Below are 13,460 nucleotides of genomic sequence, written 5' to 3' on the forward strand. Positions count from 1 at the left end.
GGTAACTGCGGGACGGCGCACTCGGAGCGAACCGCCTTTACTCGCCGGGCGGGTAGCGAACCCATGCCGACCGTCACTGTCGACCCCGCGGACGCCCGCGAGCGCCTCCGCGAGGCCGGCGTCGAGATCCGGGAGGGGAACACCGACCACGAGCGCTGGCGGGCCGAACACGGCGACGCCGTCGCGGTCGCGTACGACGACAAGGTCGTCGTCCAGGGGAGTTCGCCCACGGATCTCACGCTCCTCCTGAAGAACGGCGGCGGCCGCGCCCACGTCTACTTCGACGGCGCCAGCCGGGGGAACCCCGGGCCGGCGGCCGTCGGCTGGGCGATCGTCAGCAGCGACGGCGTCGTCGCCGAGGGGGGCGAGACGATCGGCCGCCGGACGAACAACCAGGCGGAGTACGAGGCGCTGCTGCGGGCGCTTCGAGCCGCCAAGGATCTCGGCCTTGAGGAGGTCGACGTCCGCGGCGACTCCCAGCTCGTCGTCAAACAGCTCCGGGGCGAGTGGAACACCAACGACCCCGAACTCAAGGAGCTGCGCGTCACCGCCCGGGAGCTGCTCCGGGCGTTCGACCGCTGGGACGTCGAGCACGTTCCGCGGGAGATAAACGACCGCGCAGACGATCTGGCGAACGAGGCACTCGATGACCGATAGCGAGCCAGAGACGGCCGAACGAACCGACCCGGAGGAGGAGCGCGTGCCGGATATCCCGGCCGACGCGGTCGACGAGGTCGAACGACTGACTCGGCTGGCGCGGGCCGCCGAGCGCCGCGAGGACGACGCCGCGGTCGAGGAGGCGTCGGTGTACCGGGAGCGACGCGAGGAGCTCGTCGAGGAGTACGACTACGAGACCCGGCTCCGCGACGAGGACGACACGCTCGTGCTCTACCCCGAGGAGTGGCTGGTGGACGGCGTCGTCCAACTCGACCGCGTCGAGGAGACCGACCGCGCGGTCGAGATCTCCCTCTCGGGCCCGGGCGACCCCGAGCGCTGGCAGGAGATCGCCGACCACAACGACGACCTCGTCGACGCCGTCGCCGAGGAGCATCCGGATCACGAGGCCAACGCCCGCGCGCTGGCGGATTTCGCCAGCAACCACTACGCCAAGCCCGTCGAGAAGCTGACCGTCGAGGAGGTGGAGGTGTTCCTCGACGAGTACTACCCGCGCAACACGTGGCCCAGCGAGGCGGACGCGTCGCTGATCGAGACGTCCGTCCGAAAGCTGTTCGCGGCGGCGGATTCCGAGCCGCCGGCGCCGGTCGAGAACTGAGCCGGCGTTAGAGCTGTTCGTCGACGATCTCGCTGATCTCGTCGGCGCGGCTCTCGTCGGTCACGTACCGGGAGAGCGTCCACTCGAGGCTGTCGAGAACCGCCTCGCGGCCCTTCTCGGTCAGCTCGTACTGGTTCGTTCGCTTGTCGAGTTCGCTCTTCTCGACCAGATCCAGCTCGACCAGATCGTCGAGGTTCGGGTAGAGTCGGCCGTGGTTCACTTCGTTCCCGTAGAACGCCTCGAGCTCGCGTTTGATCGCGAGCCCGTACATCGCCTCCTCGGAGAGGATGACGAGGATGTTCTGCTGGAACGCTGTGAGATCGCGTGCGATACCCGGCTCTTCGTCGTTGACCGCTTCTGCCTCTGACATTGTTGGGTGTGGCACTGTCCGCTCCCCCCACCACCGTGAAACGGTAGACCCCCCTTCCCGGGGTGCTACCGCCGAATACACACAGTTCGGGGTATTCGTCCAGTGCGCGTGGGAAATGGTACTCGTCCCAACCTAAAAGCGTTTTCGCCCGGACAGAAACGTCCCGAAAAGCATTTGCCCGGCTTGGCGGAACCTCAGAGGGCATGACGAACCTCTGGGAAGACCTGGAAACCGGGCCGGACGCGCCCGAGGAGATCTACGCGGTCGTGGAGTGTCTCAAAGGCGAGCGCAACAAGTACGAGTACGACAAGGACGTCCCCGGCGTCGTGCTCGATCGCGTGCTGCACTCGAACGTCCACTACCCCTACGACTACGGCTTCATCCCCCAGACCTACTACGACGACGAGGACCCGTTCGACGTGATGGTAATGGTCGAGGACGCGACGTTCCCCGGCTGCGTGATCGAGGCCCGCCCGGTCGCGCTGATGAAGATGGACGACGACGGCGAGCAGGACGACAAAGTCATCGCGGTCCCCAGCGAGGACCCCCGCTTCGACCACATCCAGGACATCGACGACATCCCCCAGCAGACGCTCGACGAGATCGACGAGTTCTTCGAGACGTACAAGAACCTCGAGGAGGGGAAGGAGGTCACCACTCTGGGCTGGGAGGACAAGCAGGCCGCGCTCGACGCCGTCGAGCACGCACAGGATCTCTACGACGAGACGTTCTAACCAGTCACGGCTCGTGACCAGCGAGCGACGTCATGTCGCTCGTTCGGAGCGTATTGCCGTGACTGTGTGATGACCAACTGCGGCTCGGGACCGCGCTACCGACGCCGCTTCGCACGCGCTCTTCGGCCCGACGAGTGCGTCGGGCCACCCGGTACGCTCCCGTCGCCGATGCGCCCCAGTTCTCCCTCACAGCTTCGCCGATACCCACGAGACATGGGTATACCTGCGACGTATCAGTCGCTGCCGATCGATACGTTATGCGTATGGGTAATCTCTTGAGTGGTGAGGCCCGAACGTCGCACATGGCCACGAAGCAGCACTCCGTCGGCATCGACCACGTCACCGTCGTCCCCGAACCGGCGGCACGAGCCGACGAGAGCGAGGACGACGACGAGAGCTAGCGGTTCTCGATAACCTCGCCGACGCGGTCTAACCCTTCGCGGAGTTCTTCGGTCGGGAGGCCGAACCCGATCCGGAAACGGTCCCCGTAGGGGCCGAACAGGTGCCCGGGCGCCAGCACTACCGACGCCTCCTCGACCACGACGCGGCAGAACTCCTCGGCGTCCGCGAACCCCTCCGGCACCGTCACGAACCCGTTGACGCCGACCGGCTCGTGCCAGTCGAGGCCGTGCTCGTCGAGCCAGTCGGCGACGATCCCGCGGTGGTCGGTCGCGAGATCGCGGTTCTCGGCCAGGATATCGTCCTCCTGCTCGCCAAGCGCCTGCTTCGCGACGTGCTGGCCGAACAGCGTGGGCGAGATGGTGGTGTAGTCCTTCCAGCGCCACGCGCGTTCGACCACCTCCTCGTCGCCGACGAGCCAGCCGAACCGCAGGCCGGCGAGTCCGTAGGCCTTCGTGAGGCTCGTGGTGGAGAGCCCGTACTCGCCCATCGCCGCCGCCGGCGTGATGGGCTCCTCGGCGAGCAGGCGGTACACCTCGTCACAGAGCAGGTACGCGTCGTGCTCGGCCGCGAGGTCGTACAGCTCCCGGACCGTCTCCTCGTCGTGGTACTCGCCGGTGGGGTTGTTGGGGTTGTTGAGCACGACCACTGCCGTGTCCTCGCGGATCGCCTCCCGGACGCCGGCCACGTCGACGCTCCAGTTCTCGCGGTTCAGCGGCACCCGCGTCACCTCGCCGAACGCCTCCGGGACGGCGTGGAGCGCCTGGTACGTCGGCGTCACGACGACCGCGTGGTCGCCGTGCTCGGAGTTCAAAAGCGAGAGGAAGGTGAGGAAGTTCGCCTCCTGCGTGCCGACGGTGAACAGCACCTCGTCGGCGCTCCGGCCGTAGCGTTCGCCCACGTCGGCGCGGAACTCCGGGTCGCCGTTGGTGGGGATCACGTACCCCAGCTTCCCGGGGTCGAGATCGAAGCGGCCGGCCGGCAGCGACCTGATCCCGCTCTCGGCGAGCATGATGTCTGCGTCGTGTTCGTACTCCGCGAACCAGCGTTCGAGCCCGAACGGCGAGACGTCCATACGCTCCTTGCGTCACGGGTCGACAAAAACCACCTGCTGCCGGCTACTCTCGATCGCGCTTTCGCATGTTCTGACGCGTGAACTGCGGCGTCGCCCGGATCGACCGCCGTTTCCGCCGGAATGAGCGCCAGAGCGCGAACACCAGCGGCGCCGTCACGGCGAGGATGCCGAGGGAGATCCGCCAGTCCTGCCCGAACGCGTAGATCAGCGCCGCCGAGAGCACGCCGGCGGCGACGAAGATCCCCAGGATCAGTCGCTTCGCGAGATCCCGAAACACGTCGTCCTCGTCCTGGACGTTGATGTTGACCGTGAGGTTCTCGTCCTCGACGCCGTCGAGCACGCGGTCGAGCTTCGGCGGGACCGACACCAGCGCGCCGGCGGTCTCCTGGGCCCGGTCGGCGGCGTCGCCGGCGATCTTGCGGGCGGTCTGTTCGCGGTACCCCTGCTCGGTGAGGTAGTCGGTCGCGACGCTGATGAAGTCGAACTCGGGGTCGAGCGTGACACACACTCCTTCGACGACGGTCGCGACACGGAGCACCAGCGCGAGGTTCCGGGGCAGGCGCAGCGGGAACTCGTAGATCGTCCCCTCGACCTGCTCGATGATCTGCTGGACGCGGTACTGCTCGATATCCTCCCCCCGGGCGTCCTGGATCGCGAGCTCCATCACCCGGCCCATCACCTCGCGGTCGGCCTCCGGCGAGAGCGTCCCCATCTCCACGAGGGCGTCGAGGATCGCGTCGGTGTCCCGCTCGGCGATGGCGATGTAGAACTCCACGATCTTCTCCTGAACGTACGGGTCGACCCGGCCGCTCATCCCGAAGTCGTAGAAGATCACCGCGCCCTCGTCGTCGACTGCGAGGTTCCCGGGGTGGGGGTCGGCGTGGAACACGCCGTCGTCGATGATCATCTGGAGGTAGATGCGCTGGAGCCGCTCGGCGAGCTCGGTGCGATCGATCCCGTTCGCGTCGAGCTCGTCGACGTCGTTGATCTTCGTCCCCGGCAGGTACTCCATCGTCAGCACCGCCTCCCCCGAGGCCGCCTCGTGGGTGTCGGGGATGCGGATCTCCTCGTCCCCCTCGAAGTTCTCGCTGATCTCCTCGAGCATCGCGCGCTCGCGGTCGTAGTCCATCTCCTGGCGGATCGTCTTCGAGAACTCGTCGGCGAGGTTCGAGAGCGAGAACGAGCTCGACTCGTCGACGAAGAAGACGATCACGGGCAGCGACCAGCGCAGCACCGTGAGGTCGGCGTTGACCAGCGGGACGATCCCCGGCCGGCGCACCTTCACGGCCACCTGCTCGCCGTCGTGGACCGCGCGGTACACCTGCCCGAGGCTGGCGCCGCTGATCGCCTCGCTGTCGAACTCGTCGAACGTCTCCTCGACGGGGCCGAGTTCGTCCTCCAGCACCTCCTTCGCCTCGTCCCAGTCAGCCGGGGGGACCTCGTCCTGCAGCGTCGAGAGCACGTCGACGTACTCCGGCGGGAGGATGTCCGGCCGCGTCGAGAGGAGTTGGCCGAGCTTGATGAACGTCGGCCCGAGCGTCAGCAGCGTCTCGAGCAGCGACTCGGCCCGGCGGACCCGCGTCTCGCTGTCGACGCTCCGGCTCCGGCCGAACAGGAGGAACCGGTTCCGGTCCCGCGCCCACGCGAACAGCAGCGGGAAAAACCCCTTGAGGACGACCAGGAAGCGCCAGTAAGCACGGAGTGACGCCAGCCTGGATCACCCCCCCGTTCGCGGTTCGGCGGCTCGGCTCGCTCCGACCATCAGGTGTCGTCGATGTCGATCGACTCGGCGGGGCCGGCCGATCGCTTGGGGACGGTGACGGTGAGCACGCCCCGGCTCATCGACGCCTCCGCGTCGGTGTCGGCGTCGGGCGGGAGCGGGATCTCGGCGTCGAGAAACAGTGGCCGGTCCTCGCGCACGTAGTCGAACTCGTCGCCGAACGACTTCTCGCGGCGCGCTTCGACGTGGAGCCGACCGCCCTCGCTCCGCAGGTCGGTCGTCGCCGCCGTCGCTCCCGGCAGGTCGATCACGAGCCGGTAGGCGGACTCGCTCTCGAGCAGGTCGGCGAACACCGCGTCCGGGAGCTCTCGGAGCGCCTCGCGAACTGTGTCCATACTCGGAGCATGGGGCGGAGTATCGAAAAAGCCGGCGGTGGTGGCGTATCGCCACGGCAACGATCAGCCGTGGCGGTGGCTCGACGAAGCGGCGACGGACAGCCGCGGAGGTGACTCGACACCGCGGTGACTGTCAACCGCGGAGGTGGCTCGACGAAGCAGGAGCAGCGAGGAGAACGAAACGGACCGCGTCAGGTCGACGGCGTCATCTCGATGTCCATCGCCTTCTGGATGATCTGGATCGACGCCGTCGAGCAGAGGAAGTACCAGAAGATCCACGGCCGGATCGGCCCGAGCATCGGCTCGGTCCACTCGAGGGTGCCCCAGATCGGGAACACGACATCGGTCAGCACGTGGTGGCTGCTCGCACCCCGGGCGCCGATCGCCCAGTACATCCAGAGGAACACCGGGATGGTGAGGAACATGATCCACGCCATCGGGCGGAACTGCTCTTTGAACATGCCGAGCTGGTCGCCCATCGCCTCCATCTGCTCCTCCTGGATCTTCTGCATCGCGGCGTCGTCGCCGCGCTCCTTCGCCTCCTTCCGGCGCTCCTGGATATCCTTCATCCGGTCCTGGTACATGCTCATCTTGTCCATGTCCATCAACAGCGCCCGAAGCACCGTCGAGTAGAGCCCGGTCGTCATCGCCAGCAGCAGCACGACCGCGTAGAACGGCAGCACGTCCAGCAGCGGGCCCAGCCCGAGGTCGATGGTCTCGCCGACCGCGTTCCGGATCGGGGTGTACGCGTAGCCGATCATGAACAGCACCGTCCCCAGGCCGGCCAGCTTGTCCCACTTCGACCAGGACGTGCTCTCGACGTCGTCGAGGTCGACCGACGAGCTGGTGAGCTCGTCGTCGCTCTCGAGCGCCTCGCGGGCGGCCTCGGGGTCCTCGACGCGGAACCCGGTCTCGCCCTCGACGAGCACCTCCTTCTCGATCAGCCGGCCCCACTGCCCGCTCTCGATTTCACCTTTCACGTCCGTCCAGGCGACCTCGCCGTCGTCGGCGCGATCGAGCACCGTCTCGACGACGTCGCGCATCTCGGGATCCTCCGAGACGAGTTCGCGGACGCGTTTCTCGGTCCGTACCATTGACTCTGCCTTTGCTACCGGGCGTTATGAAGCTTTTACTTGGATCGTCGGACTGCCGCGGCGAGAGTATCGCGCCGCCGGCGTCAGTCGTCGTCCTCGATCGCGTCGGTCAGCCGCTCGAACACGTCTTCCGGGGCGCCCTCGCCGTCGACCTCGATCAGGTCGCCGCCCTCGCGGTAGTGTTCGATCACGGGTTCGGTGTTCTCCTCGTACACTTCCAGGCGCTCGCGCACGACGTCCTCCTCGTCGTCGTCGCGCTGGACCAGTCGCTCGCGGACTTCCTCGTCCTCGGGCATGTCGAACTTCACGTGGTAGTTCTCGCCGGTCTCCGGGTCGACCCGGCGGCCGGTGAGGCGCTCGACCAGCGTCTCGCGGCCCACGTCGAGGAAGAACACGTAGTCGAGGTCGGTCGCGTCGTCGAGGAACTCGACCTGGTCGAGGTTGCGCGGGTAGCCGTCGAGCACGTAGCCGTCGGCGTTTTCGAGCGCGGTCTCGAGCACTTCGTTCACCACTTCGTCGGGGACGAGCTCGCCCGCCTCCATGAAGCTGCGCGGCGTGCCGTACTCCGTCTCCATGTCCTTGTTCGCCCGCAGCGCGTCGCCCGTCGAGACGTGGTCGAGATCGTACTCCTCACAGAGTTTCTTCGCCTGCGTCCCCTTGCCGGCGCCGGGCGGCCCCAGCAGCAGAATGTGGTGGTCGGCCATACTGGGTGTGACTCGGGCCGGGCATAAAGGCTTGAAGAAAGCGGTCGGAGCCGTACCAAGAGTTTTGTCGGCGCCACGGAACGTCCCCCCATGGACGACCCGCCAGCGACCCCCGTCGACGACGACGCCGTGGACGTGGCCGTGACGGCGACGACGTACGCCGAGAACGCCCCCGACCTCGTCGAGAAGTACCTCGACTTCTCGCTGTTCGAGCGCCACGGCGACGCCTTCCGCGACGCGCTGCCCACCCCCCGAGACCGTCCGCCCCGCGTCCTCGATGTGGGGTGTGGCCCCGGCGCCGACACGGCGCCGATGGCTGACGCCGGCCTCGACGTGGTCGGCCTCGATCTGACGCCGCAGTTCCTCCACGAAGCCCGCGAGCAGGCCCCGGACGCGCGGTTGCTCCGGGGCGACATGCGGGCGCTCCCGGTCGCGACGGCGACGTTCGAGGGGCTCTGGAGCAGCGCCGCGTTCCTCCATCTCCCGCGCTCGGAAGCAACCCCGACGCTCGACGGCTTCCACCGCGTACTCGCCCCCCGCGGCGCCCTGCTGCTCTCGGTGATGGCGAGCGAGACCCGCGACGCCGACGCCGTGGAACTCCCCGACGGCCGGCGGTTCACGTTCTGGCAGGAGGAGTCGATCCGTGACCGTCTCCGCGAGGCCGGGTTCGCGGAGGTCCGCGCGCTCGGGGGCGAAGAAAACTGGCACGCTCTCCTCGCGGTCCGGGACTGATTAGTCGCCGGCCCCCCGAGAGCCAGTATGACCCGCTTCGATGCCGACACGTCGACCGAGCGCCGGAAGCTGTTCGCCGACGCCGTCACCGCCCACCGCACCCGGGGGAGCGCCTTCCTCACCATCGAGGCCGCGCCGCCGGAGACGCCGGCGTTCGACCCCGGCGGCGACGAAGAGGACGAGGAGGAAGACGAGCCCCAGCCCTGGCTCCAGTTCGCCGAGAAGACGTTCAACCTCGACACGACCGGCGATGAGCTCGACCGCGTGAAGTCGCTGGTCGACGAGTTCCCGGAGTTCCGCATCGACGAGCTCGAGTCGCCCGAGGAGGCCGAGGGGACGAACGTCCGGATCACCGCCCGCTCCGACGCCAACCGTCTCGCGGACTTCGCGGATCGCGTGTTCCGCGAGGTGTACGAGCGCGACGAGGACTACCGCGCGTGGGTGGTGGCGGTCTGATCGGGGCAACGACTAACTCCCCAGCGACTCATCTCCCCCTGTGACTCGCCGCCTCGTACTCCGCGAACTGCTGTTCACCGTCGCGGGAGCGATGACGGGCGGGATACTGCTACTCGGCAGCGCGACCCCGTTCGCCGGCTGGCGGATCGGCGTCGTCGCCGTCCTCGTCACGACGCCGATGCTCGCCGCCGCGGACCGTCTCGACGGGTGGCGCGTGGCGGCCCCGCTCTCGCTGTTCGCCCTCCTCGCGGTCGCGTTTCTCGTCCTCCGCTACCCGCCGGATCCCGAAGCCGTCGGTGCCGGGATCGTCGGCGTGAACGCCGGGTGGGCGCTCAACAGGCTCGTCTTCGGGATCGCCCGCGACGTGCCCGAACCGCGCCTCCGGCGCGAACGCGCGTGATCGCTCCGGAATCGCGAACGAGAACGGAGTGGTCTACTCCCAGTGGCGCTCGGTCAGGTCCGCGCGCATCACGAAGTCCGGCTCGTCGCCGATGTCGGCGCCAGCGAGCGCCGTGTCGCTGACCCAGTCGACCGATTCGGGGATCAGCACGCGCGTCGTGTCGGCACCGACCGCCGCGGCGTCGCGACTGATCGCCGCCAGCAGCGCGTCGCAGGACTCGGCACCGTCCCACGCCGCGACGCCGTACTCCCCGCGGACCTGCGTCTCGCCGTCGTCGTCCTCGCGCTCGCTCGTCCGGACGCGGAAGCTGAAGCCGCCGATCCCGCCGTCGGGCGAGGAGACCGTCAGCAGGCGGTCGTCCGCCGCGACCGTCCGGAGTCGCTCGCGGGTCAGCGCCGACAGCGCCCACGACTCCGTGTCGTCGAGCGCGAGGCCGTCGAGCGCGTCACGGGTGGCCGCGTCGGTCCAGAACGACCACGCGGCGTCGGGGTCGGCGTCGATCTCGCTCGCGGCGTCGGTCCGGGCTGTCGCGTCGGCGTCCGGTTCGGGCTGGACCCACCGGAACTCGGTGCCGGGATCGAACCCGTTGACCCGCGAGGCGCCGAGCCCGCCCGTGTTCCAGGAGAACACCATGTTCCGCGCCACGCGCCGGCCGGTCTCGTGGAGCCAGTGGAAGCCGGCGTCGTTCAGCGCCCGCGAGAGCCGTCGGCCGCGGTACTCGGGATCGACCCGCATCGCCTGCATCCACCCCTCGTGCTCGCTGAGGCCGACCGCCTGACAGATCCCGACCGCGCGATCGTCGGCGACCGCCTCGACGTCTGCCGGATCGACGGCGTCCACCGCCGCCGGGCCGGGCGGCGACTCGGTCGTGTCGACGGCGACGAACGTCCGCGTGTCCGGGTCGTCCGACTCCATCCACCGCGGGAACACGTCGGGGATGTAGTCACCGCCCTCCCACGTGTCGGCGGTGAACGCGGCGACCGCGGGGTAGTCGCCCGGGACCGCCTCCCGGACCACGATCTCGTCGTCGTCGGCGTAGTCGATTTCCCCAGTCACGTCCAGGGCTGTGACTCCTCGGTCAGTTCGCCTTCGAGGTCCCGTCCCATCGCGTCCGCCGGGTTGTGCGTGTTCGCGATCGCCCACATCAGCTTCACCTTCGCCGTGCCGGGGAGCGTATCGCCCGCCTCCACGACGCCGGCGTCGAGCAGGTCCCGGCCGGTGTCGTACACGCGGTCACAGACCCGCCCCTCGATGCACTGGGAGGTCATCGCGACCACGGCGCCGTCCGCGACCAGTTCCTCCAGCCGCGGGATCAGGTCCGTGTGCACGTGGCCGAGCCCGGTCCCCTCGACGATCACGCCCTCTTTCCCGTCGAGGTACTCCCACGCGGCAGGGTCCATGCCGGGGGTCGGTTTGACCAGCTCCACGTCGGTCGCCAGGTCGGGATGGATCGCGAGGTCGGTCCCCCCGCGTTCATCGTATTCGTCGTCGAAGGAGACGCCCGCGGCGTCGCCCTTGCCGTCCTTCGCGGCCTCGTAGTCGACGGTGCCCAGCGGCTCGCTGCCGACGGTCTCGAACGCGTCGCGCCGCGAGGTGTGGTTCTTCCGGACGCGCGTGCCACGGTGGAGCGCGCAGTAGTCGTCGGAGGGTGTGCCGTGCATACAGACCATCACCTCGGCGGCGTCGGAAGTCGCCGCTTCGACCGAACAGACCGCGTTCATCACGTTGTCCGAGGAGGGGCGGTCCGCCGAGCGCTGGCTGCCCGTGAAGACGATCGGCACCGGCGTGTCCAGCATGTACGAGAGCGCGGCCGCCGAGAACTGCATCGTGTCGGTGCCGTGCATCACGACCACGCCGTCGGCGCCGGCTTCGATCTCCTCCCTCACCGCCTCGGCGAGCTCCTGCCAGATGGCGGGGGTCATGTTCTCGCTCAGGATGTCCGCGACCACGCGGCCGCGGTAGTTCGCCCGGCCCGCGAGTTCGGGGACGGCCCGCAGCACGTCCTCGGCGTCGAAGCGGGCGGTCACGGCGCCGGTGCGGTAGTCGACGGTCGAGGCGATCGTCCCGCCGGTCGAGACAAGCGCGACCGTCGGCAGGTCGTCGTCGAACTCGATCTCGGAGGCCTCGCCGCCGCCGGCCTCGCTCTCCTCGATGTCGTACACGTCCGACTCGACGACCTCCACGTCGGCCCCCTCGCGGGCGATCCCGACGTTGTAGCCGCCATCGAGTTTGAGCACGAGGTGGTCCTCGTCGGTCGTGGGCATCAGGACGCCCTCGTCGGTCGCGCCGTCGCGGTCGACGCGGACGCGGTCCCCTGGGTTCATGCTCGATGGTTCCCGTCGGCCGGACTTCAAACTGCCTCCTTCGGGCGGTGAGTGGACGGGCGTCCACCCGCCGAGTTCCCCCGCGAGACGGCGCAAGACCCATGTCGTCGGGCGCCTCATGTCGAGGCATGCAGCGTTCCCTCGAACGCGACGACGAGACGAGAGCCGGGACCGAGGCGTCGAGCGACGGCGGCCGGCTCTCGGGCGTCCGTTCCCGCGTCGGTCGCGTGTTCTCGATCCGCGGGTTCCTGCTCGCGCTCGGCGTCGTCGTCGCGGGCGCCGTCGCCGGCGGCGCGATCGGCGGGATCGTCCCGTTCATGGGGACGATCGGCCGGGTCGTCGGCGTGTTCGCGGCGACGTTCCTCCTCGGCCTCGTTCGCTCCCACCGACAGTACCTCGAAGTCGGCATCGCGGGCGCGGCGGTAGCGGCACTGCTCGCGGTGACGCAGGTGTTCAGCGGCGTGTTCCTCCCGATCGGCGTCGAGTGGCTCCAGCAGTACGGGCTGGCGCTGGGTGCGATCGGGGCGGGGAGTGGTGCGGTGGCGTCGCTGCTGGGGTACTACTTCGGCCGGGATCTCCGCGATGGGTTGACGACGTCGATCGAGTGACGGTTCGGGTCGTTGTCGGTTTTTGTTGGGAGTGCGGTGGCTAGTGCGGTGTCTGTTTATTTCTGAGTGATACTCACAGCGACACCGCCTCGATGCATGTCCACTTGTAACCGCACCGCCCCGCACAGTCCACAGACCTCCCCAGCCGACTCAGTCGCTCACGTCCGTTCGCTCCCTCGTCCCTCGCGCGCTCGTTCGCGCACGGAGGCGCGAACGTCGCACGCCACCGCGGTTGCGGTGCGGTGGCGGTGGACGCCTCGTCGTTGCGGTGCGGTGGACGCCTCGCCGGCGCCATGTTGGCGCCGGCGGGGGGAGGGGTGGGGAATCCTTCACAGTGCCGGACCTCGTGTCCGGCACGTTGCGGTCACAAGTGGTCAAGCATCGAGATGCTGTCGCCGTCGCGGTAGCAGTCGACAGAACATTCACCGAACGGCAAACACACCAACAGAAACCCACCAGCAATCGCTCGACAGAATCAACGAACGCGATTCAACAACCCCTACGCCAGCTCCCACTCGCCCGCTTCGTCGACTTCGCGCAACAACCCCCGCTCGGTCAGCTGCTCCAGTGCGTCCTCGACCGCGCCGGCGTCGGCGTCGATCTCCTCGGTGATCGCCTGGAGCGACCCGTCGGTGGTGACGACCGCCGACAGCACCGCGGCGTAGAACCGCGAGTCGGCCTCCGCGCCGATGTGGCCGTTGAGGCGGTCGAGCACCTCGTTCAGCCGGCCGTCGACCCAGCGTTGGGCCAGCGAGAGCTCGCGTTCGAGGCTTTGGAGTCGGTCGAACTCCTTTGCCAGCCCGTCCAGCCCGTCGCCCTCGGGCTGGTCGTCGATGTCGATCTCCAGATGCGTGCAGCGCCCGGCCATGTCGAGACCGCGACTCGCCGGGTAGGCGCTCTTGGCGCCGAAGCTGTGCGGCGAGACGCTGACCTCCAGCCGGACCGCGCGGGCGATGTGGAAGTACTTCCGCCGCTGGTCGTCGGTGTGGCTCTCGACCAGCCCGGCCTCCTCCAGCTTCCGCAGGTGGTCGATCACCGCCTTCGGGCTCACACCGAGGTACTCGCTGATCTCCGTGACGTAACAGGACTTGTGCGAGAGCAGCCGCAGGATACGCCGGCGGTTCTCGTTACCCAAAAGGTTCAGCAGTACCGCCGAGTCCATAGACGCGCTTGGCG

Annotated in this window: 16 protein-coding genes; 7 read left to right on the plus strand and 9 right to left on the minus strand. The window is 68.5% G+C overall.

Going from position 1 to position 13,460, the window contains the following annotated elements; translation table 11 throughout:
* The first annotated feature begins 63 nt into the window (after positions 1–63).
* Positions 64–657 carry a ribonuclease HI gene (gene rnhA, locus B4589_RS13675; protein ID WP_079234787.1) on the plus strand — a complete coding sequence of 198 codons (594 nt, stop codon included), beginning with the start codon at positions 64–66 and terminating at the stop codon, positions 655–657.
* Positions 647–1,273: a hypothetical protein gene (locus B4589_RS13680; RefSeq protein ID WP_079234788.1), complete on the plus strand. Its 627-nt coding sequence runs from the start codon at positions 647–649 to the stop codon at positions 1,271–1,273. The genes rnhA and B4589_RS13680 overlap by 11 nt, the downstream gene beginning before the upstream one ends.
* A gap of 7 nt (positions 1,274–1,280) precedes the next feature.
* Here the strand turns inward: B4589_RS13680 and B4589_RS13685 are convergent, their stop codons facing one another.
* On the minus strand, positions 1,281–1,643 hold the full coding sequence (locus B4589_RS13685) for a PadR family transcriptional regulator (RefSeq protein WP_079234789.1): 363 nt from the start codon (positions 1,641–1,643) through the stop codon (positions 1,281–1,283).
* A 203-nt stretch (positions 1,644–1,846) separates the two neighbouring features.
* On the opposite strand from B4589_RS13685, the gene B4589_RS13690 reads away from it, so the two are divergent.
* Positions 1,847–2,377: an inorganic diphosphatase gene (locus B4589_RS13690; protein ID WP_079234790.1), complete on the plus strand. Its 531-nt coding sequence runs from the start codon at positions 1,847–1,849 to the stop codon at positions 2,375–2,377.
* Positions 2,378–2,774: 397 nt separating this feature from the next.
* Here B4589_RS13690 and B4589_RS13695 read toward each other — a convergent pair whose 3' ends face one another.
* The 5 genes from B4589_RS13695 to B4589_RS13715 form a co-directional block, all read right to left on the minus strand.
* A complete protein-coding gene (locus B4589_RS13695; protein ID WP_079234791.1) occupies positions 2,775–3,851 on the minus strand; it encodes an aminotransferase class I/II-fold pyridoxal phosphate-dependent enzyme in 1,077 nt (358 codons plus the stop codon).
* A gap of 43 nt (positions 3,852–3,894) precedes the next feature.
* Positions 3,895–5,562 carry an AarF/ABC1/UbiB kinase family protein gene (locus B4589_RS13700; protein ID WP_079234792.1) on the minus strand — a complete coding sequence of 556 codons (1,668 nt, stop codon included), beginning with the start codon at positions 5,560–5,562 and terminating at the stop codon, positions 3,895–3,897.
* Positions 5,563–5,612: 50 nt separating this feature from the next.
* Positions 5,613–5,966 (minus strand): Hsp20/alpha crystallin family protein, encoded by a 354-nt coding sequence (locus tag B4589_RS13705; protein ID WP_079234793.1) that lies wholly within the window; start codon positions 5,964–5,966, stop codon positions 5,613–5,615.
* Between the two features lie 191 nt (positions 5,967–6,157).
* Positions 6,158–7,060, minus strand: coding sequence for a DUF106 domain-containing protein (locus B4589_RS13710; protein ID WP_079234794.1), 903 nt, complete (start codon positions 7,058–7,060; stop codon positions 6,158–6,160).
* Positions 7,061–7,143: 83 nt separating this feature from the next.
* Entirely contained in the window at positions 7,144–7,764 is a 621-nt protein-coding gene (locus B4589_RS13715; RefSeq protein WP_079234795.1) for an adenylate kinase, read from the minus strand.
* Positions 7,765–7,854: 90 nt separating this feature from the next.
* On the opposite strand from B4589_RS13715, the gene B4589_RS13720 reads away from it, so the two are divergent.
* Genes B4589_RS13720 through B4589_RS13730 form a run of 3 tightly spaced genes read left to right on the plus strand, consistent with a single transcriptional unit; the run spans position 7,855 to position 9,352 of the window.
* The gene (locus B4589_RS13720) at positions 7,855–8,496 is read left to right on the plus strand and encodes a class I SAM-dependent methyltransferase (RefSeq protein WP_079234796.1); all 642 of its coding nucleotides are present in this window, start codon (positions 7,855–7,857) and stop codon (positions 8,494–8,496) included.
* Positions 8,497–8,523: 27 nt separating this feature from the next.
* Positions 8,524–8,952: a hypothetical protein gene (locus B4589_RS13725; protein WP_079234797.1), complete on the plus strand. Its 429-nt coding sequence runs from the start codon at positions 8,524–8,526 to the stop codon at positions 8,950–8,952.
* 40 nt (positions 8,953–8,992) lie between these two features.
* Positions 8,993–9,352: a hypothetical protein gene (locus B4589_RS13730; protein WP_079234798.1), complete on the plus strand. Its 360-nt coding sequence runs from the start codon at positions 8,993–8,995 to the stop codon at positions 9,350–9,352.
* Between the two features lie 33 nt (positions 9,353–9,385).
* Here the strand turns inward: B4589_RS13730 and B4589_RS13735 are convergent, their stop codons facing one another.
* Both B4589_RS13735 and gatD read right to left on the minus strand, forming a co-directional pair.
* Positions 9,386–10,408, minus strand: coding sequence for a GNAT family N-acetyltransferase (locus B4589_RS13735; RefSeq protein ID WP_255246095.1), 1,023 nt, complete (start codon positions 10,406–10,408; stop codon positions 9,386–9,388).
* Positions 10,405–11,676 carry a Glu-tRNA(Gln) amidotransferase subunit GatD gene (gene gatD, locus B4589_RS13740; protein WP_079234799.1) on the minus strand — a complete coding sequence of 424 codons (1,272 nt, stop codon included), beginning with the start codon at positions 11,674–11,676 and terminating at the stop codon, positions 10,405–10,407. The genes B4589_RS13735 and gatD overlap by 4 nt, the downstream gene beginning before the upstream one ends.
* 128 nt (positions 11,677–11,804) lie before the next feature.
* On the opposite strand from gatD, the gene B4589_RS13745 reads away from it, so the two are divergent.
* Entirely contained in the window at positions 11,805–12,284 is a 480-nt protein-coding gene (locus B4589_RS13745; protein WP_255246096.1) for a hypothetical protein, read from the plus strand.
* A 499-nt stretch (positions 12,285–12,783) separates the two neighbouring features.
* Here the strand turns inward: B4589_RS13745 and B4589_RS13750 are convergent, their stop codons facing one another.
* Positions 12,784–13,446 (minus strand): ArsR family transcriptional regulator, encoded by a 663-nt coding sequence (locus B4589_RS13750; RefSeq protein ID WP_079234801.1) that lies wholly within the window; start codon positions 13,444–13,446, stop codon positions 12,784–12,786.
* Between the last annotated feature and the right edge of the window lie 14 nt (positions 13,447–13,460).

This window comes from Halolamina sp. CBA1230 (assembly GCF_002025255.2).
In the GTDB taxonomy this organism is placed as follows: Archaea; Halobacteriota; Halobacteria; order Halobacteriales; family Haloferacaceae; genus Halolamina.

Excerpts from the sequence above, each read along its gene's own strand:
- B4589_RS13685 (WP_079234789.1), bottom strand. The coding sequence starts at position 1,643 with ATGTCAGAGGCAGAAGCGGTCAACGACGAAGAGCCGGGTATCGCACGC.
- rnhA (WP_079234787.1), top strand. The coding sequence starts at position 64 with ATGCCGACCGTCACTGTCGACCCCGCGGACGCCCGCGAGCGCCTCCGC.
- B4589_RS13690 (WP_079234790.1), top strand. The coding sequence starts at position 1,847 with ATGACGAACCTCTGGGAAGACCTGGAAACCGGGCCGGACGCGCCCGAG.
- B4589_RS13710 (WP_079234794.1), bottom strand. The coding sequence starts at position 7,060 with ATGGTACGGACCGAGAAACGCGTCCGCGAACTCGTCTCGGAGGATCCC.
- B4589_RS13705 (WP_079234793.1), bottom strand. The coding sequence starts at position 5,966 with ATGGACACAGTTCGCGAGGCGCTCCGAGAGCTCCCGGACGCGGTGTTC.
- B4589_RS13680 (WP_079234788.1), top strand. The coding sequence starts at position 647 with ATGACCGATAGCGAGCCAGAGACGGCCGAACGAACCGACCCGGAGGAG.
- B4589_RS13720 (WP_079234796.1), top strand. The coding sequence starts at position 7,855 with ATGGACGACCCGCCAGCGACCCCCGTCGACGACGACGCCGTGGACGTG.
- B4589_RS13750 (WP_079234801.1), bottom strand. The coding sequence starts at position 13,446 with ATGGACTCGGCGGTACTGCTGAACCTTTTGGGTAACGAGAACCGCCGG.
- B4589_RS13715 (WP_079234795.1), bottom strand. The coding sequence starts at position 7,764 with ATGGCCGACCACCACATTCTGCTGCTGGGGCCGCCCGGCGCCGGCAAG.
- B4589_RS13695 (WP_079234791.1), bottom strand. The coding sequence starts at position 3,851 with ATGGACGTCTCGCCGTTCGGGCTCGAACGCTGGTTCGCGGAGTACGAA.
- B4589_RS13745 (WP_255246096.1), top strand. The coding sequence starts at position 11,805 with ATGCAGCGTTCCCTCGAACGCGACGACGAGACGAGAGCCGGGACCGAG.
- gatD (WP_079234799.1), bottom strand. The coding sequence starts at position 11,676 with ATGAACCCAGGGGACCGCGTCCGCGTCGACCGCGACGGCGCGACCGAC.
- B4589_RS13725 (WP_079234797.1), top strand. The coding sequence starts at position 8,524 with ATGACCCGCTTCGATGCCGACACGTCGACCGAGCGCCGGAAGCTGTTC.